21 protein-coding genes and 1 pseudogene are annotated in these 20,233 nt (G+C 71.0%); 5 read left to right on the forward strand and 17 right to left on the reverse strand.

Going from position 1 to position 20,233, the window contains the following annotated elements; genetic code table 11:
* Window positions 1-99: 99 nt before the first annotated feature.
* Both cbiE and EV375_RS02535 read right to left on the reverse strand, forming a co-directional pair.
* Window positions 100-1,407: a precorrin-6y C5,15-methyltransferase (decarboxylating) subunit CbiE gene (cbiE, locus tag EV375_RS02530; protein WP_130297991.1), complete on the reverse strand. Its 1,308-nt coding sequence runs from the start codon at window positions 1,405-1,407 to the stop codon at window positions 100-102.
* A 250-nt stretch (window positions 1,408-1,657) separates the two neighbouring features.
* Window positions 1,658-2,308, reverse strand: a complete 651-nt coding sequence (locus EV375_RS02535) for a GNAT family N-acetyltransferase (protein ID WP_130297992.1) — start codon at window positions 2,306-2,308, stop codon at window positions 1,658-1,660.
* 731 nt (window positions 2,309-3,039) lie between these two features.
* On the opposite strand from EV375_RS02535, the gene EV375_RS02540 reads away from it, so the two are divergent.
* Window positions 3,040-3,411 (forward strand): hypothetical protein, encoded by a 372-nt coding sequence (locus EV375_RS02540; RefSeq protein WP_130297993.1) that lies wholly within the window; start codon window positions 3,040-3,042, stop codon window positions 3,409-3,411.
* Window positions 3,412-3,529: 118 nt separating this feature from the next.
* Window positions 3,530-3,916 (forward strand): hypothetical protein, encoded by a 387-nt coding sequence (locus EV375_RS02545; protein ID WP_130301545.1) that lies wholly within the window; start codon window positions 3,530-3,532, stop codon window positions 3,914-3,916.
* A 7-nt stretch (window positions 3,917-3,923) separates the two neighbouring features.
* Here EV375_RS02545 and EV375_RS02550 read toward each other — a convergent pair whose 3' ends face one another.
* The 3 genes from EV375_RS02550 to EV375_RS02560 all read right to left on the reverse strand — a co-directional run bounded on the left by EV375_RS02550 (window position 3,924) and on the right by EV375_RS02560 (window position 6,425).
* Complete coding sequence (locus tag EV375_RS02550; RefSeq protein WP_130297994.1) at window positions 3,924-4,445, reverse strand: GNAT family N-acetyltransferase; 522 nt, start codon at window positions 4,443-4,445, stop codon at window positions 3,924-3,926.
* Window positions 4,446-4,560: 115 nt separating this feature from the next.
* Entirely contained in the window at window positions 4,561-5,157 is a 597-nt protein-coding gene (locus tag EV375_RS02555; RefSeq protein ID WP_486588237.1) for a sigma-70 RNA polymerase sigma factor region 4 domain-containing protein, read from the reverse strand.
* 110 nt (window positions 5,158-5,267) lie between these two features.
* Window positions 5,268-6,425, reverse strand: coding sequence for a glycerophosphodiester phosphodiesterase (locus EV375_RS02560; protein WP_130297995.1), 1,158 nt, complete (start codon window positions 6,423-6,425; stop codon window positions 5,268-5,270).
* Between the two features lie 306 nt (window positions 6,426-6,731).
* Here EV375_RS02560 and EV375_RS02565 point away from each other — a divergent pair, with 306 nt between their 5' ends.
* Complete coding sequence (locus EV375_RS02565; protein ID WP_130297996.1) at window positions 6,732-7,412, forward strand: lysophospholipid acyltransferase family protein; 681 nt, start codon at window positions 6,732-6,734, stop codon at window positions 7,410-7,412.
* 152 nt (window positions 7,413-7,564) lie between these two features.
* Window positions 7,565-8,569: pseudogene (locus EV375_RS02570) on the forward strand (YihY/virulence factor BrkB family protein); the annotation flags it as partial.
* A 524-nt stretch (window positions 8,570-9,093) separates the two neighbouring features.
* On the opposite strand, the gene EV375_RS02575 reads toward EV375_RS02570, so the two are convergent.
* The 8 genes from EV375_RS02575 to EV375_RS02610 form a co-directional block, all read right to left on the reverse strand.
* The gene (locus EV375_RS02575) at window positions 9,094-9,354 is read right to left on the reverse strand and encodes a DUF4235 domain-containing protein (protein ID WP_130297998.1); all 261 of its coding nucleotides are present in this window, start codon (window positions 9,352-9,354) and stop codon (window positions 9,094-9,096) included.
* Between the two features lie 7 nt (window positions 9,355-9,361).
* Window positions 9,362-9,721: a DUF3618 domain-containing protein gene (locus tag EV375_RS02580; protein ID WP_130297999.1), complete on the reverse strand. Its 360-nt coding sequence runs from the start codon at window positions 9,719-9,721 to the stop codon at window positions 9,362-9,364.
* Window positions 9,718-10,137 carry a phage holin family protein gene (locus EV375_RS02585; RefSeq protein WP_130298000.1) on the reverse strand — a complete coding sequence of 140 codons (420 nt, stop codon included), beginning with the start codon at window positions 10,135-10,137 and terminating at the stop codon, window positions 9,718-9,720. Before EV375_RS02585 ends, EV375_RS02580 begins: the two co-directional genes overlap by 4 nt.
* Before the next feature lie 72 nt (window positions 10,138-10,209).
* Complete coding sequence (argH, locus tag EV375_RS02590; RefSeq protein ID WP_130298001.1) at window positions 10,210-11,673, reverse strand: argininosuccinate lyase; 1,464 nt, start codon at window positions 11,671-11,673, stop codon at window positions 10,210-10,212.
* A 109-nt stretch (window positions 11,674-11,782) separates the two neighbouring features.
* Window positions 11,783-12,979, reverse strand: coding sequence for an argininosuccinate synthase (locus tag EV375_RS02595; protein ID WP_130298002.1), 1,197 nt, complete (start codon window positions 12,977-12,979; stop codon window positions 11,783-11,785).
* A 149-nt stretch (window positions 12,980-13,128) separates the two neighbouring features.
* Window positions 13,129-13,506, reverse strand: a complete 378-nt coding sequence (locus tag EV375_RS02600) for a DUF488 family protein, N3 subclade (protein WP_130298003.1) — start codon at window positions 13,504-13,506, stop codon at window positions 13,129-13,131.
* A 67-nt stretch (window positions 13,507-13,573) separates the two neighbouring features.
* Complete coding sequence (locus EV375_RS02605) at window positions 13,574-14,023, reverse strand: GntR family transcriptional regulator (RefSeq protein WP_130298004.1); 450 nt, start codon at window positions 14,021-14,023, stop codon at window positions 13,574-13,576.
* Window positions 14,020-14,883, reverse strand: coding sequence for a hypothetical protein (locus EV375_RS02610; RefSeq protein WP_130298005.1), 864 nt, complete (start codon window positions 14,881-14,883; stop codon window positions 14,020-14,022). The genes EV375_RS02605 and EV375_RS02610 overlap by 4 nt, the downstream gene beginning before the upstream one ends.
* Before the next feature lie 327 nt (window positions 14,884-15,210).
* On the opposite strand from EV375_RS02610, the gene EV375_RS02615 reads away from it, so the two are divergent.
* Complete coding sequence (locus EV375_RS02615; protein ID WP_207227968.1) at window positions 15,211-16,110, forward strand: aminoglycoside phosphotransferase family protein; 900 nt, start codon at window positions 15,211-15,213, stop codon at window positions 16,108-16,110.
* A gap of 133 nt (window positions 16,111-16,243) precedes the next feature.
* On the opposite strand, the gene EV375_RS02620 is transcribed toward EV375_RS02615, so the two are convergent.
* The 4 genes from EV375_RS02620 to argJ form a co-directional block, all read right to left on the reverse strand.
* Window positions 16,244-16,798 carry an arginine repressor gene (locus EV375_RS02620; RefSeq protein WP_130298006.1) on the reverse strand — a complete coding sequence of 185 codons (555 nt, stop codon included), beginning with the start codon at window positions 16,796-16,798 and terminating at the stop codon, window positions 16,244-16,246.
* Window positions 16,799-16,817: 19 nt separating this feature from the next.
* Entirely contained in the window at window positions 16,818-17,969 is a 1,152-nt protein-coding gene (locus EV375_RS02625) for an acetylornithine transaminase (RefSeq protein ID WP_486588684.1), read from the reverse strand.
* Window positions 17,970-18,076: 107 nt separating this feature from the next.
* Complete coding sequence (argB, locus tag EV375_RS02630) at window positions 18,077-19,027, reverse strand: acetylglutamate kinase (protein ID WP_130298008.1); 951 nt, start codon at window positions 19,025-19,027, stop codon at window positions 18,077-18,079.
* The gene (argJ, locus tag EV375_RS02635; RefSeq protein WP_130298009.1) at window positions 19,024-20,178 is read right to left on the reverse strand and encodes a bifunctional glutamate N-acetyltransferase/amino-acid acetyltransferase ArgJ; all 1,155 of its coding nucleotides are present in this window, start codon (window positions 20,176-20,178) and stop codon (window positions 19,024-19,026) included. The genes argB and argJ overlap by 4 nt, the downstream gene beginning before the upstream one ends.
* Window positions 20,179-20,233: the final 55 nt, after the last annotated feature.

The following is a 20,233-nucleotide window of genomic DNA, read 5'->3' on the forward strand; positions in this document are numbered from 1 at the left end:
ATCGATCGGTCAGCCTACCCGGGGCTGGGCCGGCCTCCGTCCACGGAGGGGTGAGAAACCGCACTTCGTCGTGCTTCGTCACGCACTGGCCACAGAGATTCAGATCCGGACACCGGAAAGCAGGAAAACGACAGCTCGTTCACTTTCCACCCACTCCGAGGTGTCCAGTTCCACGGACTGGAGCAGGGCGCACTCCACGGCGTAACCCCCCTCGCCGAGCGCCCTTCCGATCGCCTCGGCCTCGTCCCGCGTCGCGGCGTGCGTGACGATGCGTCCCGGGCGCCTGTCGACGACGGCCGTGACGGTGGGGATGCCTCCGCCGCCCACGCGCACCACGTCCGGTTCCGGAAGATCCTCGAGGACCTGCGGTGCCGTGCCGTGCACGGTGTCCAGCTGCACGCCGAACCGGCGGGCCGCGGCTGCGATTCGGGCACAGGTGTCCATGTCGTGGTCGACGGCGATGACGGCCGCGCCGAAACGTGCCGACTCGATGGCGAGGGCCCCGCTGCCGGCGCCGATGTCCCACACGAGGTCCCCGATGCGCGGCCCCAGCCTGGCGAGCTGCCCGGCGCGCAACTGCTGCGACTCGCTCGCACGTGCCGGTGCCGCAGGGCCCTGTTCGCCTCCGGGGGGCCGGTCGTCGTTGTAGTGCCAAAGCGGGAGCGCCCAACCGCGCACGGCGGGAGGGTAGTCCGGGCCGTGGGCGGCTAGCCAGGCGCCGCCGTGGCCGCCTTGTGCGCCTCCGGGGCCGGGGGCCGTGCCGCTCGCGTGGCCTGCAGGACCCTGATGCGGCGCCGGGCCCGTCGAACCACCCGAGACGATCACGACGTTCGGGTCCCGCCAGGAGTGGTCTGCGACCTTGTCGGAGGTGAGGACGGTGACCTGCTCCTGCGAGGTGCCCAGCGCCTCGCAGATGACGAACGTGCGGTGCACCGGGCCGAGCAGCAGCGCCAGTTCGGCGGGGCCGGCCCCCGGGGATGTCAGCACGCCGACCTTCGTGTGGGCGCGGCAGACGTTGACCGCGTGGCGCAGCGTACGGGAGTTGGCGACCACCAACTGCGCGTCGTCCCACGGCATTCCGGCACGCGCGAAGGCGGCGGCCATCGAGGAGACCGCCGGAACGACCTCGACCTCCATGCCGTGTTCGGGCGCACGCAGGGTACGCACGACGCCGAAGAAGCCGGGGTCGCCGTCGGCGAAGACGACGGCGGTGCCGCGGTGTCGGGCGATGCGCTGCGCCGCGAGCGACACACTGCCGAGCCTGACGTGCTCGGCACGGGAGGGCACTTCGGGCAGCTGGAGATGGTGCGCGGCCCCCGCAACGAGCGTGGCCGCTCCAAGGGCGGAGCGGGCGGCTCCCGACAGGGGCGAACCGTCCCACCCGATAACGGTGACGCGGTCGGCCATCGGTCGGTCTCTCCTGGGCTCGTCGCAGGTGGGGGCTCCTTGAGCCTACCTCTGCGGCGGCCGGGCCCCGAGCCTGGGTACCGACGGTTCCGGACATGCGGGCGTACGACGGGATTTGCGCATGTGAGGCGCCATGCGCCGTCGGCCGGAGACCTGACGCGGACCCGACGCGAACCTGACGCGGAGACGTCGGCCCTCCCGGCGGTGAGTCCCCCGGCTTGCAGGCAGGACCTCACCGGTCTCACTGGCTCTAGCGCGGTGAGTGCAGCCAGTCCGGGTACGGTGCGTAGCCGCCCGCGTCGGCGAGCTGTTCCGGCATGCCGTCGAGGTCTTCCGGCAGCAGGCTCCACACGAGCAGGTCGGTGCGGATCTCCGCCCAGCCGCCGTCCTCGGTGCGGGTGCGCGCTATCCAGGCGTTGCGCAGCACCCCTTCGCTGATGCAGCCGAGTTTCTGCGCGACCTGCTGCGCGGCTGTGTTGTCCGCGGCGGTGCGCAGTTCCATCCGCTCGAACTTCTGGTCCTGGAAGAGCCATTGGGCCAGTGCCAGCACCGATTCCGAGGCGTACCCCTCGCCTCGTGCCCAGGGCGCGGTGACGTAGCGGACCTCGGTCGCGAGGATGCGCCAGTCCGTGTGGTCGAGTTGCAGGAGTCCGACCAGGCGCTGGGTGAGGAACTCGACGACGGCGAAGACGATTCCCTCACCTTCGGTGCGCACGGCCGGCGCGTCGCGCAGGACGAATTCGCGTGCGTCGGCCTCCCGGTAGGGCACCGGAACCGTCGTCCAGGCGGCGACCAGTTCGTCGCGCATCATCTCCGTGAGCGAGTGCACGTCCGCTTCCTCGAACGGGCGCAGCACGAGACGGTCCGTGCTGATCGAGACGTCCGGAAAGGTCGAAGTCATGCGCCGCTCCATACGGATCGAGGGGCTGGTGGTGTCGCTCCCCGGAGGACCGCCGCGGGGTCTGCCGGCCGCTGCGTGAGCGACGCCGGCAGGGGGTCCTGGGTGCACCAGACGATTGCCGCAGTGCACAGCATGCAGCATCGGACGGTGTGTGCGCAGTGTCGGAGACCCCTTCGCAGGCGGGACGCGGCGCCGCATACCGACTTGTCGATACGGGGACCTTCGCCGGGTCCCTCAGTGGCGGCCGGTGGCCCTGCCCGGCGGCCGCCGGGGCGAGGGAGGCTCGGCGACCCCGGCGGACTCCCGGGCTTTTCCTCACGCGGTGACCGGGCTGCGGCGCGGGTTTGCGCACCCGGGGGTCGTCCGGCATCCGGGCCTTGACGACGTGGCTCCCCTGTTCGGGGGCGCTGCCGCCTGGCGGAAGGGTTTTGCCCTGCCCTGCCCGGACCGGCCCGGCTCCGCCCGGCGGGCGGGCCCGCGGCGGGCAGACCACCGTGGGCGTACGGGCCTCGCGGGTGAACGGCCAGGCCACGGGTGGCGCCGGTTACTCCTCGTGCCCCGCGCACACGAACAGAAGGTCTCCCGCGATGCACCGGCTCGGCAGGCTGCCCGGCCGGAGCACGGACTTCTGCCGGCCGGCAGGCCCGGGTCCCGCCCCGAGGGCTTGCCCGGCCCTGGGTGCAAGGCATCCGGTGCGTATGCCTTCCGGCGCCCCTCCTAGACTTCGCACCGTGTTCACGCCGCTCACCGTCGCCCTCGCCGTGGCCGCGCTCGCCCTGGCCGCCTGGTGCGGCTGGGCTGCCTACCGCGACCAGCCCACGAAGGACTGGCATTTCATCGGCATGGCCGTGGTCTCGCTGCTCGCGCTCGTACAGCTCGTCGTCGGCATCGTGAAACTGGCCGGCGGAGGCGACGCCGCCGAGGGAACGGTCATCTTCGTGGCGTACCTGGCCGCCGTCGCCGCCTGCGTCCCCGTGGTGGGTCTCATCTCGCTGACCGAGCGGACCAAGTGGGGTTCGCTCACCGTCGCGGCCGGGGCGCTGGTGCTGGCGGTACTCCAGGCGCGGCTGCACGAGATCTGGGGAGGCGGACGTGGCGCCTGACCCGTCACCGCGGTGGTCACTCCACCCGGAGAGCGTCTCCGGCGCCGCGGACGCGCGGAAGCCCGTCGCGGACTCGCCGGAACCGGAAGCCCCGGCGGGGTCTTCGCGGCGGCTCCCCATCGGCAAGGGGCCGGGCACGCTGCTCGTCACCCTCTACGGGATCTTCACCGTCGGTGCGGCTTCCCGGTCGATCGTCCAGCTGACGACCCGGTTCGACGAGGCACCGCTCGCCTACCTCCTGTCGGCCGCGGCCGCCCTCGTCTACGCCTTCATCACGCTCTCGCTCGTACGGGGCGGGGAACGTGCACGCAGAGCGGCGTTCGGCTGCTGCTGCGTGGAGTTGCTCGGCGTGCTCGCGGTGGGCACCTGGACCCTCGTTGAGCCGTCGGCCTTCCCCGACGCGACCGTGTGGTCCGACTACGGCATGGGCTATCTGTTCATCCCGGTGATCCTGCCGGTGACGGGGCTGGTGTGGCTGCGCCGGTCCCGCGCCGGCTCCGCCTGAGGCGCCGTCAGGCGCTCACGCCGACCGCCGCGGAGCCGCCGCCCGAAGCGCCCGAGACGTCCTTCGTCATCGACGTCAGCTTCACCTTCCGGTCCCATTCGGGTGCACCGGAGGTGGTGTAGCCGGACTTGCGGTAGAGCCGCAGATTCCCCTCGCTGCGGTGCCCCGTGACCAGGTGGTAGCGCTTGGCGTCGCGCTCGGCCGCGAGCCGGTCCTCGATGGCGGCGAGGAGCCGCCCGCCGAGACCGTGCCGCTGAAGGCGCGGGTGGACGCAGAGCCTGTCGATGCGTGCGGTGCCGTCGGAGTCGACCGCGCCGCGTACGGAGCCGACCACCTCGTCACCGAGACGGGCCACCATCATGCAGCCGGCGGCCATTTCGGCGCGCAGCCCTTCCAGGGTCTGGGTGAGCGGAGCGATGGCGTAGTCGCCGTAGGCTTCCGCCTCGCTCTGGAAGCACAGGTACTGGAGCTTGAGGATCTGCTCCGCGTCGCCGTCGGCCGCCGCGGAGATCGTCACGCTCATGCCCATGTCCGCCTGCCTCCCCTAGTCATGATGCGTCCCGGGCACGGGCCGGTTTCGAGAGGCCGTGCCCGGGCTGTCCGCCCTGGTGACGCCGATTTCTCCCCGCAGCATTCCCCCAAGTTCACCCGCCGCAATCCGACGCGGCGAGCATTGTGCGCAGGCAACCCAGACATCGGGAACGAACCGGGCCGAGGCTTCCCTGTGAGATACCCAACTCACCTGCGATTTCCGGGTAGGTGAGGTCCCTGCCGGAGAACAGGGCGCGCATCACCTCCGGGCACGGTCCGGGAAGCCGTGCGACCGCCGCGGCGAGCAGGTGCCGCTGCTCGGCGGCGAGGACCGGGGCGTCCGCTCCGGCGGAGTCCGCGAGGCCGCCGTCGGGCAGCGGGATCTCGCGCCGCACGCGGCGACGGGCCCGCCGCGCCTCGGCTCGTACGGCACCGCGCAGCCATGTCGCCGAGGGCTGGACGTCGGTGCGGGCGCCGGTGCCCACCGCGCCGCCGGCACCGGCGGTTTCCGAAGGCCGGCCGGCCTCGATCCAGCGCAGCCACACGGCCTGTTGCAGCTCCTCGGGGTCCTCGCCCGCTGCCGGGGCCTCGGCCGCACATTCGGCGGCGACGAGCCTGCGCAGCGGGGCGGGCGGAGAGCCGGCCGCCGGAGACGGTCCCGGGGGTCCGCCGCCGGCTCGGGCGCCTGGGTCGGCGCAGCGGTGGTTCATGCAGGCCGGGACGCCGCCGGGCGCCCTCCGGTTGCCGGCCGGAGGCGATGCCACTCCTGCGGGTGACACCGCCGCCGGCCGGTCGTTCGGACCGCCTGCCTGTCGGCCCGTCAGCCTCGGCGGAAGTCCTCGGCGGCGAGCAGCGCCGTGTCGGGGTTGTCGGAGAAGATGCCGTCGATGCCCGTGGCGAAGTAGGCGCTGAACGCGCCGAAGGCGTCGCCGTAGGCGTTGGGGTCCGATCCCTTCCGGAACTCGGTGGGCAGGAAGGTGTTCTCGTTGCGCATCGTGTAGGGGTGCAGGATCAGCCCCTTCGCGTGCGCGTCGCGCACGAGCGTCGTCGGCTCGCCGAGGCTGCCGTCGGGCTTCTTCGGGATGACGAGGTTCACCACCGGCCCGATGCCGTCGGCGAACCGTGCGATCCACTGCAGCCCCTCGGGCCTGACCAGGTCGGCGACGGTCCGCGGGTCACCGGCCTCCACGAAGTCCCAGGGCCGCGAGGTGGGCGCGTCCAGCAGACACACACCCGGGCAGTCCACCAGCTTCTTCAGCTTCTGGATGCTGCTCGGCTCGAAGGACTGCACGAAGTTGGGCGAATCCGCCCGGTGGCGCCCGTACTTGCGCAGCAGCTTCGCCAGGCGCGGCTCCAGTTCGAGGCCGAGCTTGCGGAAGTAGCTGGGGTGCTTGGTCTCGATGTGCAGCCAGACGGGGCGGCCGCGCCGACTTCCCTGCTTCTGCGCCCACTTGAGGACGTCCTCGAAGAGAGGTACCTCCCAGCGTCCGTCGTAGAGGGTGTTGTGCTGGCGGGTCTGCGGGATGCGCTCCTTCGCGCGCAGCGTGCGCAGTTCCGCGAGGGTGAAGTCCTCGGTGAACCAGCCCGTCAGGGCCTTGCCGTCGACCGTCTTGGTCGTCTTGCGTGCGGCGAACTCGGGATGGTCCGCGACGTTCGTCGTCGCCGTGATGTCGTTCTCGTGACGGCAGACGAGGTGCCCGTCCTTCGTGGGCACAAGGTCCTGCTCGATCACGTCCGCCCCCATGTCGAAGGCGAGTTGGTAGGAGCCGAAGGTGTGCTCGGGGCGGTACCCGCTGGCACCGCGGTGAGCGATGACGGCGGGCATCGGCAGCTGTCCGCCCGGCCGGTCCTTCCCGCGTCCCCCGTTCTTGTCCTCCGCGAGCGCACTCCCGCCCGTGCCGACCGCGGCGGCGCCCGCGGCGCCCAGCACGGCCGCTCCGAGTACGAGTCTCCGACCTGGCTGCTGCTCCTGTCCCATGGGCTCTCCTCAGCTCGTCTGCGTCAGTTCCGTCTGCCTGAACGCAAGGGTCCGGGCGGACGACTGGCCGATCCTAGGTCGGCCGCCGGTACGAGAGGGAGGCTTACGGCCGAACATGCGGGAAACACGGCCAACATGACACTCTGACGCACTCCGGCATGACGCACGGGAGACGGTAAAGGGACGTTATCCCCTGTCAATTCCGTGTATCGGTCTCATGACCCCGGTGTGCGGGCCGCCTTGAGCGGCGAGTATCGTCCTCACCTGCGCGGGTCCGCGCGCAGCCGTCACCGACCGGAGGAACCGTTGTCCCGTTTCCGTCTGATCAAGGCAATGCTCGGCCCGCTCCTGCGGGCGCTGTTGCGCCCCCAGGTGGAAGGGGCGGAGCGAATTCCCGGCTCCGGTCCGGTGATTCTCGCCGGCAACCACCTCACGTTCATCGACTCCATGGTGCTGCCCCTGGTCACCGACCGTCAGGTCTTCTTCATCGGCAAGGACGAGTACGTGAAGGGGCGCAGCCTCAAGGGCCGCCTCATGGCGTGGTTCTTCACCGGTGTCGGCATGATCCCCGTCGACCGCGACGGAGGGCGGGGAGGCGTCGCGGCGCTCATGACGGGCCGCCGCATCCTGGAGGAGGGCAGGGTCTTCGGCATCTACCCGGAGGGCACCCGCTCCCCCGACGGCCGCCTGTACCGCGGCCGTACGGGGATCGCACGTCTGGCGCTGATGACCGGCGCGCCCGTCGTGCCGTTCGCGATGATCGGCACCGACGCGTTCCAGCCCGACGGCAAGGGCCTGCCGCGTCCAGCCCCCGGCCGGCGCATCGCCGTGCGATTCGGCGAACCGCTCGACTTCACCCGCTACGAGGGCATGGACCGCGACCGCTATGTGCTGCGTGCCGTGACGGACGAGGTGATGAGCGAGGTCATGCGCCTTTCCGGCCAGGAGTACGTGGACGTCTACGCCACGAAGGCCAAAGCCGCCTGACTCCGGGCCGGCCTGGGCACGTAGCGCTCCCCCGTCGCCGGCGGCCCGGACTCACGGTGGCGGCAGGAGCACCCGCAGGCCCGGAACACCCGGCCGGATGAAACTCGTCCCGGTGCCGATTGACCCGTCCCCGTGGGGCAACCCCGGAGGCCATGTCAGGCAGCGAGCCACACGGCGACAGGAAGCCCACCGCAGGTCCCGATGCCGGCACGGAGAGGGCCGCGGCGGACAAGCCCACCCAGCTCGGCGGCGGGGGGTGGAAGGCCGTCCTGCGCCGGACCCTCAAGGAGTTCAAGGACGACGAGCTGAGCGACCGGGCGGCGGCGCTGACCTACTACGCGGTGCTGTCGCTCTTCCCCGCGCTGCTGGTGCTCGTCTCCGTTCTCGGCATCCTCGGCAAGGACTCCATCGATCCGCTCCTCGACAACGTCTCGAAGTTCGCGCCCGGCTCGGTGCGCGACATCCTCACCAACGCGGTCGGGCAGCTCCAGAACAGTACGAGCACCGGCAGCGTGCTGGCGGTCGTGGGCCTGCTGGGCGCGGTGTGGTCGGCCTCCAACTACGTCGCCGCCTTCATTCGCACCTCCAACACGGTCTACGACCTGCCCGAGGGCCGTCCCGCCTGGAAGATCACGCCGCTCCGCGTGGGGCTGACCGTTCTGCTGATGGTGTTGCTCGCCGTCAGCACCCTGCTCGTCGTCTTCACCGGGACCCTCGCCCGCCAGGCGAGTGACGCGCTCGGTCTGAGCAGCACCGCGCTGACCGTGTGGAACTACGCGAAATGGCCGGTCCTGGTGCTGCTCGTCGCGCTGATGATCGCGGTGCTCTACTGGGGAACGCCCAACGTCAAGGGACGCGGTCTGCGATGGGTGACGCCGGGCAGCGCACTGGCCGTACTCATCTGGCTCGCCGCCTCCGCCGGATTCGCCGTGTACGTGGCCAACTTCGGCTCGTACAACAAGACTTACGGAACGCTGGCAGGGGTCATCATCTTCCTGGTCTGGTTGTGGATCACGAACCTGGCGATCCTGCTGGGACTCGAGTTCGACGCGGAGCTGGCCAGGCAGCGGGCCATCAGCGGGGGGCATCCCCCGCAGGAGGAGCCGTATGTCACCCCGCGGGACACACGCAAATGGCCCGCCTCGGGTGTCCGCCGTCCCGAGGGCGGTCCCGAGCCCGGCCCGGAGGACCAGGGAACGCCACAGCGCGGCCCCGGGGATGCCGGAGAGGACGCGGGCGGCGGGCACGGAGCCCGCGAGGCCGGGCCCGGGGAACTGCGTCCCGAACGCGGAGGTCGCCGCTCCGGGGAAGGCGGACCCCGCGAAGGCGGACCCGAGGAGGGCGGTCCCGAGGAGGGCGGGCCCCGAAGGGCAGCCTGAGCGCGGAGGCGCTGGAGAAATTCGAAGACCGGCCGGAGCGGGGGGCCGAAGCCGAGTGCCACGCCGGATGCGCCGGCCGGAGCTGAAAGCTCCTCGGCGCATGGAGGTGCGCCGCGTCGCCTGCACGCGGAGCCTTCCCCGCCCTGTTCGCCGCGGTGTTCCCGTCCGGCGATCAGCGGTCCGTCTGGGCGGGGAAGGGGGCAGGCAGGGCGGGCGGGCACGAGAAGGGGGCGCCCCGGGCTCGCGCCCGATGCGCCCCTCCCCTCCGGTGAAATCCGGGCCGGGGGCCGGGGGCCGGCCGGTCAGGCCGGCCAGGTTCCCGTCAGCCCGCGCACCCCTTTCGCCCCGCCCCGCTGGACCACTGCCCTGACCACTCCCGCGATCGCGCCCTTGAGCGCCACGGCGGGGAGGATCTCCTTCAGGCCGCGCTCCTCGTCGGAGGCGTCCGGCGCGTCGTCCTCGTGCGCGACGGCCTTCCAGACCTTGCTGAAGACCGCGTTGGCGATGATGCCTGCCAGCAGCACGGAGAGGATCGAAATGGGCTTGTAGAGAAGCTTGACCACGCCGGTGTCACCCCTTCCAGTGCTTCAGGCACATCCAGTGATGCTCGTGCTTCGCGCGCTGCCGGTGCACGACCAGGTACACCGCCAGGGCGGCGGCGCCGATGGCGCCCACGACACCGATGGCGGCCCCCGGCCTGGTGAAGCCGTGGTTCGCCGCCTCCTCCGCGCCGTGCTGCATCCTGATCTTGGCCTCGTTCACTTCGAAGAGGGCCTTCGACCTGGCGTGGGACGCCATCTCGCGGGCGTGGGCCTTGACGTCCGCCTTGCCCGCCAGCTCGGCGACGGTGCCGGCCAGCTGTTCGCGGGCCTCTTCGACCTCCGCCCGCAGCTGCCGGCTGTCGCTTGCGGTGCCGGACTTGCGCGTCATCGCTGGGCTCCTTCCCTGATCGCATCGACGTCGGCCTTGACGCTGTCGATGGTCTTCTCGGGTTTCGGCGATCCGGCGGAGCCGAACTCGTGCTTCCCCGCCAGTGCCAGTACCCCGGCCACCAGCAGCAGCCCGCCGGCGACGATCAAGGCCGAGGCCCATACGGGCAGCGCCACCGCTATGCCCGCGATCGCGGCGAAGACCAGCGCCCACAGGGCCAACAGCCCCATGATCGCGGCCATGCCGAACATGCCGCCGCCGAAGCCGGCGCGCTTGCCCTTCTCCTTCATCTCGGCCTGCGCAAGACGCATCTCACTGCGCACGACATCGCTGAGCTGCTCGGATGCACGCTTCGTCAGCTCGGCGACGGTCTTGTGGTTCGTCTCCTCGGGCCGGTGACGCACAGATCCGATCATCGCGTTCGCCTCGCTTCGTTATCGGGAGGCCATCCGGGTGCCCTCCCGCGGCGCGGCTACGCCTGCGCGGCGTCACCGCTGGTCAGCGGCCCATTCGCGCTGCCGGGCGAGATCGTCCCGCACCTCCGCGAGCTGGACGGCGACCGCCGAGGGCGCGGTGCCGCCACGGCCGTCACGTGCCGCCAGCGCGCCGGGGACGGTGAGGACCTCACGGACCTGCGGGTCCAGATGCGGGGAGATCGCGGCGAACTGCTCGTCGGTGAGTTCGTCGAGCTCGATGCCCTCCCGCTCGCAGACCTTCACGCACTCCCCCGCGACCTCGTGCGCCACCCGGAACGGGATTCCACGCCGCACGAGCCACTCCGCGATGTCGGTGGCCAGCGAGAAGCCGGCGGGCGCCAGCTCGGCGAGGCGCTCACGGTGAACGGTGAGGGTGGCGAGCATTCCGGTGAAGGCGGGCAGGAGCATCTCCAGCTGGTCGCACGAGTCGAAGACGGGCTCCTTGTCCTCCTGGAGGTCCCGGTTGTACGCGAGAGGCAGCGCCTTGAGCGTGGCGAGCAGCCCGGTCAGGTTGCCGATCAGACGGCCGGACTTGCCGCGGGCCAGCTCGGCGATGTCCGGGTTCTTCTTCTGCGGCATGATCGACGAGCCGGTGGAGAAGGCGTCGTCCAGCGTGACGAAGGAGAACTCCTTGGTGTTCCAGAGGATGATCTCCTCCGCGATCTTCGAGATGTCGACGCCGGTCATCGCCGTGATGAAGGCGAACTCGGCGACGAAGTCCCGGGAGGCCGTCCCGTCGATCGAGTTACCGGACGAGCCGTGCTCGAAGCCGAGATCGGCGGCGACGGCCTGCGGGTCGAGACCGAGCGACGACCCGGCGAGGGCGCCCGATCCGTACGGGGAGACCGCGGTGCGCGCGTCCCACTGGCGCAGCCGCTCCGCGTCCCGCGAGAGGGCCTGCGCGTGAGCGAGCACGTGGTGGGCGAAGAGGACGGGCTGGGCGTGCTGGAGGTGGGTGCGGCCGGGCATGGCCACGTCGGGGTGCGCCTCGGCGAGGCCGACGAGCGCTTCCTGTAGGTCGGCGAGGAGTCCGCCGATGATGCGGGCGTGATCGCGCAGATACATGCGGAAGAGCGTGGCGACCTGGTCGTTGCGTGAACGGCCCGCGCGCAGCTTGCCCCCGAGGTCGGGTCCGAGCCTCTCCAGCAGGCCGCGTTCCAGGGCCGTGTGGACGTCCTCGTCGGCGATGGTGCCGGTGAACGAGCCGTCCGCGACGTCCTGTTCGAGGCGGTCGAGCCCGTCCGTCATCTTCCGCAGCTCGTCGGCGGTGAGCAGCCCGGCCTTGTGCAGTACGCGTGCGTGGGCGCGGGAGCCCGCGATGTCGTAGGGCGCGAGCCGCCAGTCGAAGTGCACGGAGGCGGAGAGCTTCTCCAGCGCTTCGGAGGGCCCGTCGGCGAAGCGCCCGCCCCACAGCCTGACGTCCTGGTCTGGGGCTGCGGCTGCGGGTCCGGTCCGCGGCGCTTCGTTCCCGGTCATGGGGTGTTCTCCTCGGTGCTCGTCGCAGACCGCCTCCCCGCCGGATGCGGCGGGGAGGCGGCTGAAGGTGGTGCGTACACGGCCCTGGCGGGCGGGCCGGGAGGGAAGACTACTGGGCCAGGTCCCGCTTGGCGGCGATCTTGCTCGACATGCCGAACAGCTCGATGAAGCCCTTGGACATCGACTGGTCGAAGGTGTCTCCGCTGTCGTACGTCGCGAGGTTGAAGTCGTAGAGCGACTGCTGGGAGCGCCGGCCGGTGACGACTGCCCGTCCCCCGTGCAGGGTCATCCGGATGTCGCCGCTGACGTGCTCGTTGGCCTCGTCGATGAAGCCGTCGAGGGCGCGCTTGAGCGGGGAGAACCACAGCCCGTCGTAGACGAGTTCGGCCCACCGCTGCTCGACCTGCCGCTTGTAGCGGGCCAGTTCGCGCTCGACGGTGACGTTCTCCAGCTCCTGGTGCGCGGTGATGAGCGCGATGCCGCCCGGGGACTCGTAGACCTCACGGGACTTGATGCCCACCAGCCGGTCCTCGACCATGTCGATCCGGCCGATGCCCTGGGCGCCCGCCCGGTCGTTGAGCTGCTGGATCGCCTGGAGGACGCTGACCGGCTTGCCGTCGAGCGCGACGGGGACGCCCTTCTCGAAGGTGACGATCACCTCGTCGGCCTCACGCGGGCTTGCGGGGTTCTCGGTGTACTCGTAGACGTCCTCGATCGGCGCGTTCCAGATGTCCTCGAGGAAGCCGGTCTCGACGGCCCGGCCGAAGACGTTCTGGTCGATGGAGTACGGGGACTTCTTGCTCGTCGCGATCGGCAGGCCCTTGTCCTCGCAGAAGGCGATGGCCTTGTCCCGGGTCATGGCGTAGTCGCGGACCGGGGCGATGCACTTCAGGTCGGGGGCGAGGGAGGAGATGCCGGCCTCGAACCGCACCTGGTCGTTGCCCTTGCCGGTGCAGCCGTGGGCGACGGTGGTCGCGCCGTGCTTGTGCGCGGCGTCCACGAGGTGCTTGACGATGGTGGGCCGGGAGAGGGCCGACACCAGCGGGTAGCGGTCCATGTAGAGCGCGTTCGCCTTGATCGCCGGGAGGCAGTACTCGTCGGCGAACTCCTCCTTGGCGTCCGCCACTTCGGCCTCGACGGCACCGCAGGCCAGCGCGCGCTTGCGGATGACGTCCAGGTCCTCGCCTCCCTGGCCGACATCGACGGCGACGGCGACGACCTCGGCCCCGGTCTCCTCGGCGATCCAGCCGATGCAGACGGAGGTGTCAAGGCCGCCGGAGTAGGCGAGTACGACGCGCTCAGTCACGGGGTTCTCCTTACAGTGCATACGCTGATGGGCATAAGTATGCACTGCATCGTATGCTTCGTCAACGTGGCTGGTCAGGGGCGCGCGAAGGGTCCTGCACACCCTGCCGGTGCGTGCCGCCCGGCAGGCGGCGCCCGGCAGCCGGGTGCTCAGCCGGTACCGCCGAGCTCCTCCCTGAGCACCGCCGCGTGGCTGCGGTCCAGCTGCTCCTCCTTCACCGAGGTCAGCAGCGTCACGGTCCCGCCGTCCGCCTGTTCGCGTAGGCGGTCGAGCACCTCGCGCGCCTCGGGCTGCGAGAGTTCGGCACGGTAACGCTCGGCGAACTCCGCGAAGCGATCGCGGTCGTGGCTGTACCACTTGCGCAGCTCCGTCGAAGGGGCGATCTGCTTCGCCCACTCGTCCAGCCGGGCGTCCTCCTTCTTCATCCCCCGGGGCCACACCCGGTCCACCAGCACCCGCAGCCCGTCCTCGCGGGGGCTGGCGTCCTCGTACACGCGCCGCACCCGCACTCTCTTCGGCTTCGTCATGCCTCAAGGGTGGGACACCGGCCCCGGGCCGCGCATCGGCAGCCCGGGGCCGGTGCGGCAGACCCGGTCAGCGAAGTCGTGGGGCCGTCGGGCCCTCCGGGTTGCGCGTCCCGTCCGGCGACGGCGCCGGCAGGTCCGCCTCCTCGGCCCGGAGCGCGGCACGCAAAGCCATATGAAGACGCTCGTCGTCGGCTCCGAGGCTGCGCCCCGCAGCGATGTAGGCACGCGCGGCCTCCGCCAGCCGCTCCTCCTCGTGCCGGACGCGGTCCTGCGCGGGCGTGACCCGGGTGCCCGCACCTCGCCGTGACCGGATCAGCCCCTCGGACTCCAGTTCCCGGTAGGCGCGAGCGACGGTGCCGGGCGCGAGGCCGAGGTCCGTGGCGAGCTGCCGAACGGACGGAAGACGTGTGTCGGCCTGCAGATACCCGCCCATGATCAGGTCGGCGAGCTGCGCGCGGACCTGTTCGTACGGCGGCGTCGGGCTCGTGGTGTCCACATGGACCGTCTGCGACTTCATCCGGCATCCCTGGGCCCGGCGGGGACACGGACCAGCTGAACGAGGAAGTGGACCAGGCAGGCGATCCCCGCCGCGCCCGCCAGCGTGGCCAGGATGCTCGGCAGATCGGTGGGGGACTTGGGACAGAAGCCGTTGAGCACGCCGCCCGGGGCCAGCGCACCGGCCGCGAGGGCTGCGGAGACCGCGGCTCCCCACGCGAAGATCACCGCATGGGCGGATGTGTGACGCTGCCGCTCGTCGGCCTCAAGAGCCTCCGGGTCCGCGTCCAACGGTGGGCGGTGGGCGATACGGCGCAGCGCGACGAAGGAGAGCGCCGCGCCCGCCGCGAGTGCGACCAGGACGGGGATCGCGTAGGAGAAGCCGAGCCAGTCCGAGAAGTACAGCACCATGCTGCGTTGCCTGCCGCACACCCAGTTACCCCCGGAGACCCCCATCCAGCTCAGATGCGTGAGCGTCAGCATCCCCGCGAGGAGCACCGTCAGGGCGCCGAGACGGATCGCAAGACGGCGAGGGAAGTAGTCACGGACTCGGCGGTGACGAAGTGCCGCCGCCCGGACCGGCGCCTTCGGCGCACGCACCCAAAGTTCACCCGCCAGGCAGCCGGCCAGCACACAGACGCCGAGCGCCGGGCCGGCGAGGAAGGCGGCGACGTCATTGCCACCGGTGCTGAGTTGCGTGAGAGCGGCGGCGGCCACGAGACCGGCCGCCAGGCTCCCACGGCGCCAGTAGGCGATGCGACGGGGCTGCGGCGGTGTGGGTCCCGCTGGATCCGTTGCCGGCGTGCGGGTCGGTATCAGGAGCAGCAGCAACCCGGCGACGATCGGAACGGAAACGAGCAGGACCACAGGGACGTTGAGCATCGGATTTCCCCCTTGAAGAGCCGTTCTGGCTCACTTGTATCAGGTGATTGATACAGTAGGTGGTCGCGACGGAATGTGTCAAACAATCGACACATTGACCACGGGGACCCGGACGGCCTGCGTCGATTGCCGGACAGCGGCGCGGCAGACAGGCCTACCGCCCCGGGAGATCCGCCCCGGTCACGAGCGCGCATCCTCGGTGCCCTTGGGGCCTGGGCGGGCCGGTGACACCGGCTCATGCCCGAGGCGTCCAGGGCGAGTTGCTCAACTACCGTTTGCACAAAAGACATTTGACTCCTTCTGCTCCTCCGGTGTTCGGTGACGTCCATGAGCACCGGGCAGATGCATCCCGGTATGCATCCCATTGACGAAGACCTTGTACGCCTGCTGATCGCGGGACAGTTCCCCCAATGGGCGGGACTGGCGGTGGAGCGTTGGCCGTCCGGCGGCACGGTCAATGCCATGTACCGGCTGGGCGACGACATGGTCGTACGGCTGCCGCTGTTGCAGGGCGGGGCCGGGGACGTGTTGCTGGAGCAGGAGTGGCTGCCCCGCGTCGCGCACCGACTGCCGACACGCATCCCTGAGGTGCTCGGCGCCGGGGAGCCCGCCCAGGGGTATCCGTGGCCGTGGTCCGTGTACCGGTGGGTGGCGGGCGAGCATCCCGAACCGGGGTCACTGAGCGAGCCCGTGCTGCTGGCCGAGGATCTGGCCGCATTCGTGGCTGCGATGCGGGGCATGACCATGCCCGACGGGCCCGAGGCGCACCGGGGCGGGCCGATCGCCTCGCAGGACGACGAGACCCAGGCGGCGATCAAGGAACTGCGCGGGATCCCGCAGGAGGACGTCGACTGTGACGCCGCAGCCGCCGCATGGGACGAGGCGCTGCGGGCTCCTGACTGGGACGGGCCGCCGGTGTGGCTGCACGCCGACCTGATGCCGGGCAACCTGCTGGTCGACGGCGGCAGGCTGGCCTCGGTGATCGACTTCGGGTGCATGGGGACGGGGGATCCGGCCTGCGATCTGTTCCCGGCGTGGAATCTGCTGCCGCCCGACGCGAGAGGAGTCTTCCTCAAGGCGCTGGGCGTGGACGACGCGACCTGGATCCGGGGCCGGGGCCGGACGCTTTCGCAGGCGCTGATCGCGCTGCCCTACTACCGGAGGACGAACCCCGCGATGGCGCACAACGCCCGCCACGTGATCCGTACAGTGCTGGACGAAGCCTGAGAACGGCCCACCGAGTGGTCCGAGGCAACGACGGCTCCAGCCAGTCCGGCTGACTGCCCGTCAGGCCGACACGCGCCCCCGCGAGCCGCGGCGCCTGAGCATCCAGGACCTCGCTCCACCGTTGCGACAGGCCTCAGTGCTCCTTCTGAGCCAGGTTCAGCAGATGTCCCGCGAGGGCCTGCCCGCCGTCGGGAGCGCGGCTGATGAGCAGGAGCGTGTCGTCGCCGGCGATGGTGCCGATGATGTCGTGGACGCCCGCCTGGTCGATGGCCGAGGCGAGGAACTGCGCGGCGCCGGGCGGTGTGCGCAGGACGACCAGGTTCGCCGACGCCTCGGCGGAGATGAGGAGTTCACCCGCGAGGCGGGCCATGCGGGCCTCGCTCGCCGACTCGCCGAGCGGCGCCTTCGGCGTGCGGTCGCCGCCCTCGCTGGGCACGGCGTAGATCAGCTCGCCGCCGGTGTTGCGGATCTTCACCGCACCCAGTTCGTCCAGGTCACGGGAGAGCGTGGCCTGAGTGACGGAGAGCCCGTCGTCCGCGAGGAGTTTCGCGAGCTGGCTCTGGGAGCGCACCGGCTGCCGGTTGAGGATGTCGACGATCCTGCGATGCCGGGCGGTGCGGGTCTGCGGCACGGCCTGGCCCCCGTAACCGCTGCCCAGCTCCTGCTCCTGCGCGTACCCGTCGGTCATCGGCGCGGTCCCCTTCGACTCATCGGCTCTGCTTCCCGCCGTCCGCAGCGTCCAGGAGGGCGGGAAGGGCCCGGAGGAGAGCGTCCACTTCGTCCTCGGTGACGATCAGCGGCGGTGCGAGCCGTACGACATCCGGCGCGACCGCGTTGACCAGGAACCCCGCATCCTGAGCCGCTTGTTGCACATCGGGTGCGACGGGCTCGGTGAGCACGATACCCAGCAGCAGTCCCGCTCCGCGGACCTGCTCGACGAGCGGATGTCCGATCGACCAGATCCCGTCACGCAGCCGCTCCCCGAGCCGCGCCGCGCGCTCGGGCAGTGCCTCCTCCTCGAGGGTCCGGAGCACCGCGAGCGCAGCAGCGCACGCGACCGGGTTGCCGCCGAAGGTGGAGCCGTGCTGGCCCGGCGTCAGCAGCCCCGCCGCCTCGCCGAAGAACATGGTCGCGCCGAGCGGGAGGCCGCCGCCCAGCCCCTTCGCCAGGGTGATGATGTCCGGTTCCACGCCCTGCGCCTGGCAGGCGAACCAGTGGCCGGTACGCCCGATACCTGTCTGGATCTCGTCGATGACGAGGAGCGTCCCCGTGGCACGCGTGATGTCGCGGACCGCGGCGAGGTACCCCCCGGGCGGCACGACGACGCCGTTCTCCCCCTGCACCGGCTCGACGATGACCAGGGCGGTCTCCGTGGTGACGGCCGCACGCAGCGCCTCCGCGTCGCCGTAGGGCACATGCGTGACGTCGCCGGGCAGCGGTTCGAACGGCGCCTGCTTCCCCGGCTGTCCGGTCAGCGCGAGAGCGCCCATGGTGCGGCCGTGGAAGCCGCCCTCCGTGGCGACCATGTGCGTACGACCCGTGCGCCGACCGGCCTTGAAAGCCGCTTCGACGGCTTCGGCGCCGGAGTTGCAGAAGAAGACCCGGCCCTGGCGTCCCGACAACTCCAGCAGCCTCTCCGCCAGTTGGACGGGCGGCTCGGCGATGAAGAGGTTCGAGACGTGTCCGAGCGTGGCGATCTGGTCGGAGACGGCCCGTACGACCGCGTCGTGTGCGGTACCCAGCGCGTTGACGGCGATACCGCCGACGAAGTCGGTGTAGGCCCGGCCCCGGGCGTCCCACAGCGTGGTGCCGTGACCGTGCGTCAGGGGTATCCGCGGCGTGCCGTAGTTGTCGGTCATGGCGGACTGCCAGCGGCCGGTGAGCGCGGAGTTGGCGGCGTTGGCGGTGTTCGCGGCGTTGGCGGCGGCCGGGCCGCCCGGGGCGCCGGCCTGTTCTTCCGTGGTGGTCATGGCGTGGGTTCTCCCTCGCGCTTGTCGGGCACGACCATCGTGCCGATGCCCTCGTCGGTGAAGATCTCCAGCAGGATCGAATGCGGTACGCGGCCGTCCAGAACGCGTGCGGTGCGGACCCCGTTGCGCACGGCGTGCAGGCATCCCTCCATCTTGGGGACCATTCCGCTGGCCAGCTCCGGCAGCAGCTTCTCCAGTTCCGCGGCGGTGAGTTCGCTGATGACCTCGTCGCTGTCCGGCCAGTCCGCGTACAGCCCCTCGACGTCGGTGAGCACCATCAGGGTCTCCGCGCCGAGGGCGGCGGCGAGCGCTGCGGCGGCGGTGTCGGCGTTGACGTTGAAGACGCCGCACTCCGCCCCTTCGCCCGTGCCGTCGGACGGGTCGGCGCTGCGCGCGATGGAGGAGATGACGGGGATGCGGCCGTCGTCCAGCAGAGCCTGCACGGCTCCCGTCTCGATGCTGTCGATGTCGCCGACGCGGCCGATGTCGACCGCCTCACCGCCTACTTGGGCGTAGCGCTTCGTCGCGGCCATGAGGTGGGCGTCCTCGCCGGTCATGCCGACGGCGAGCGGACCGTGCCGGTTGAGCAGGTTCACCAACTCGCGCTGGACCTGCCCGGCGAGGACCATCCGTACGACGTCCATCGTCTCGGGCGTGGTCACCCGCAGGCCCGCCTTGAACTCCGACTCCAGTCCCAGACGGGTCAGTTGGGCGCTGATCTGGGGACCGCCGCCGTGCACGACGACGGGACGCAGACCGGCCTGTCTGAGGAAGACGACGTCCTGGGCGAAGGCCGCCTTCAGCTCCTGGTCCACCATGGCGTTGCCGCCGAACTTGATGACGACGGTCCTGCCGTTGTGCCGCGTCAGCCACGGCAGTGCCTCGATGAGTGTCTGCGCCTTGGGCAGCGCGGTGTGCCTGCGAGTTGGGTGCACGGAATCGTTCATGAACTGTAGGCGCTGTTCTCGTGGACGTAGTCAGCCGTCAGGTCGTTGGTCCAGATGACGGCGGATTCGGAACCGGCGGCCAGGTCGGCGGTGATGCGCACCTCGCGGTAGCGCATGTCCACCTTGTCGCGGTCCTCCCCGACGGATCCGTTCTGGCAGACCCACACACCGTTGACGGCCACGTTGAGGCGGTCGGGTTCGAAGGCCGCGCCGGTCGTGCCGATCGCGGAGAGCACACGGCCCCAGTTGGGGTCCTCTCCGTGCACGGCGCACTTGAGCAGATTGTTCCGGGCGATCGAACGGCCGACCTCGACGGCGTCGCCCTCACTCGCCGCGCCCATCACCTCGATGCGGATGTCCTTCGAGGCGCCCTCGGCGTCGCGGATGAGCTGCTGGGCCAGGTCGCCGCAGACGGCCCGGACGGCGTCGGTGAACTCCCCCGGGTCGGGGACGACTTCGGCGGCCCCAGAGGCGAGGAGCAGCACCGTGTCGTTGGTGGACAGGCAGCCGTCGGAGTCGATGCGCTCGAAGGTGGTGCGGGTGGCCTCGCGCAGCGCCCCGTCGAGGGCGGCGGAGTCCAGGTCTGCGTCGGTGGTCAGCACCACGAGCATGGTGGCCAGGGACGGTGCGAGCATGCCCGCGCCCTTGGCCATGCCGCCGACAGCCCATCCGCCGGAACCCTGCACGACGGCCGTCTTGTGCACCGTGTCGGTCGTCTTGATCGCCAGGGCGGCCTTCTCACCGCCGTACTCCGAGAGCTGCGCCGCGGCCGTGTCGACTCCGGGCAGCAGCTTGTCCATCGGGAGCCTGGTACCGATCAGGCCCGTGGAGCAGACGGCCACCTCGGCGGCACTGTGACCGAGGGCGGCAGCGGCCTGCTCGGCCGTGGCGTGCGTGTCCTGGAAGCCGAGCGGACCCGTACAGGCGTTGGCACCACCGGAGTTGAGCACGACCGCCGAGACCCGGCCGCCCTTGAGGACCTGCTGCGACCAGAGCACGGGCGCGGCCTTGACGCGGTTCTCGGTGAAGACGCCGGCGGCCGCGCGGCTGGGCCCGTTGTTGACGACGAGCGCAAGGTCCTCTCCCCCGCTGTCCTTGATGCCGGCCGCGATGCCCGCGGCCGTGAACCCCTTCGCCGCTGTCACGCTCACTCTGCTTCTCCGTTCGCTTCACTGCCGAAGGGCCGGGGGCCCGTGCTGTCGCTTC

It is taken from the genome of Streptomyces sp. CNZ301 (assembly GCF_004217425.1).

Bases quoted from the DNA above. Each gene is read 5' to 3' on its own strand.
- cbiE (WP_130297991.1), bottom strand. From the start codon at position 1,407: ATGGCCGACCGCGTCACCGTTATCGGGTGGGACGGTTCGCCCCTGTCG.
- EV375_RS02535 (WP_130297992.1), bottom strand. From the start codon at position 2,308: ATGACTTCGACCTTTCCGGACGTCTCGATCAGCACGGACCGTCTCGTG.
- EV375_RS02550 (WP_130297994.1), bottom strand. From the start codon at position 4,445: ATGGGCATGAGCGTGACGATCTCCGCGGCGGCCGACGGCGACGCGGAG.
- EV375_RS02555 (WP_486588237.1), bottom strand. From the start codon at position 5,157: ATGAACCACCGCTGCGCCGACCCAGGCGCCCGAGCCGGCGGCGGACCC.
- EV375_RS02560 (WP_130297995.1), bottom strand. From the start codon at position 6,425: ATGGGACAGGAGCAGCAGCCAGGTCGGAGACTCGTACTCGGAGCGGCC.
- EV375_RS02580 (WP_130297999.1), bottom strand. From the start codon at position 9,721: ATGACGCGCAAGTCCGGCACCGCAAGCGACAGCCGGCAGCTGCGGGCG.
- EV375_RS02585 (WP_130298000.1), bottom strand. From the start codon at position 10,137: ATGATCGGATCTGTGCGTCACCGGCCCGAGGAGACGAACCACAAGACC.
- argH (WP_130298001.1), bottom strand. From the start codon at position 11,673: ATGACCGGGAACGAAGCGCCGCGGACCGGACCCGCAGCCGCAGCCCCA.
- EV375_RS02600 (WP_130298003.1), bottom strand. From the start codon at position 13,506: ATGACGAAGCCGAAGAGAGTGCGGGTGCGGCGCGTGTACGAGGACGCC.
- EV375_RS02605 (WP_130298004.1), bottom strand. From the start codon at position 14,023: ATGAAGTCGCAGACGGTCCATGTGGACACCACGAGCCCGACGCCGCCG.
- EV375_RS02610 (WP_130298005.1), bottom strand. From the start codon at position 14,883: ATGCTCAACGTCCCTGTGGTCCTGCTCGTTTCCGTTCCGATCGTCGCC.
- EV375_RS02615 (WP_207227968.1), top strand. From the start codon at position 15,211: ATGAGCACCGGGCAGATGCATCCCGGTATGCATCCCATTGACGAAGAC.
- EV375_RS02620 (WP_130298006.1), bottom strand. From the start codon at position 16,798: ATGACCGACGGGTACGCGCAGGAGCAGGAGCTGGGCAGCGGTTACGGG.
- EV375_RS02625 (WP_486588684.1), bottom strand. From the start codon at position 17,969: ATGACCGACAACTACGGCACGCCGCGGATACCCCTGACGCACGGTCAC.
- argB (WP_130298008.1), bottom strand. From the start codon at position 19,027: ATGAACGATTCCGTGCACCCAACTCGCAGGCACACCGCGCTGCCCAAG.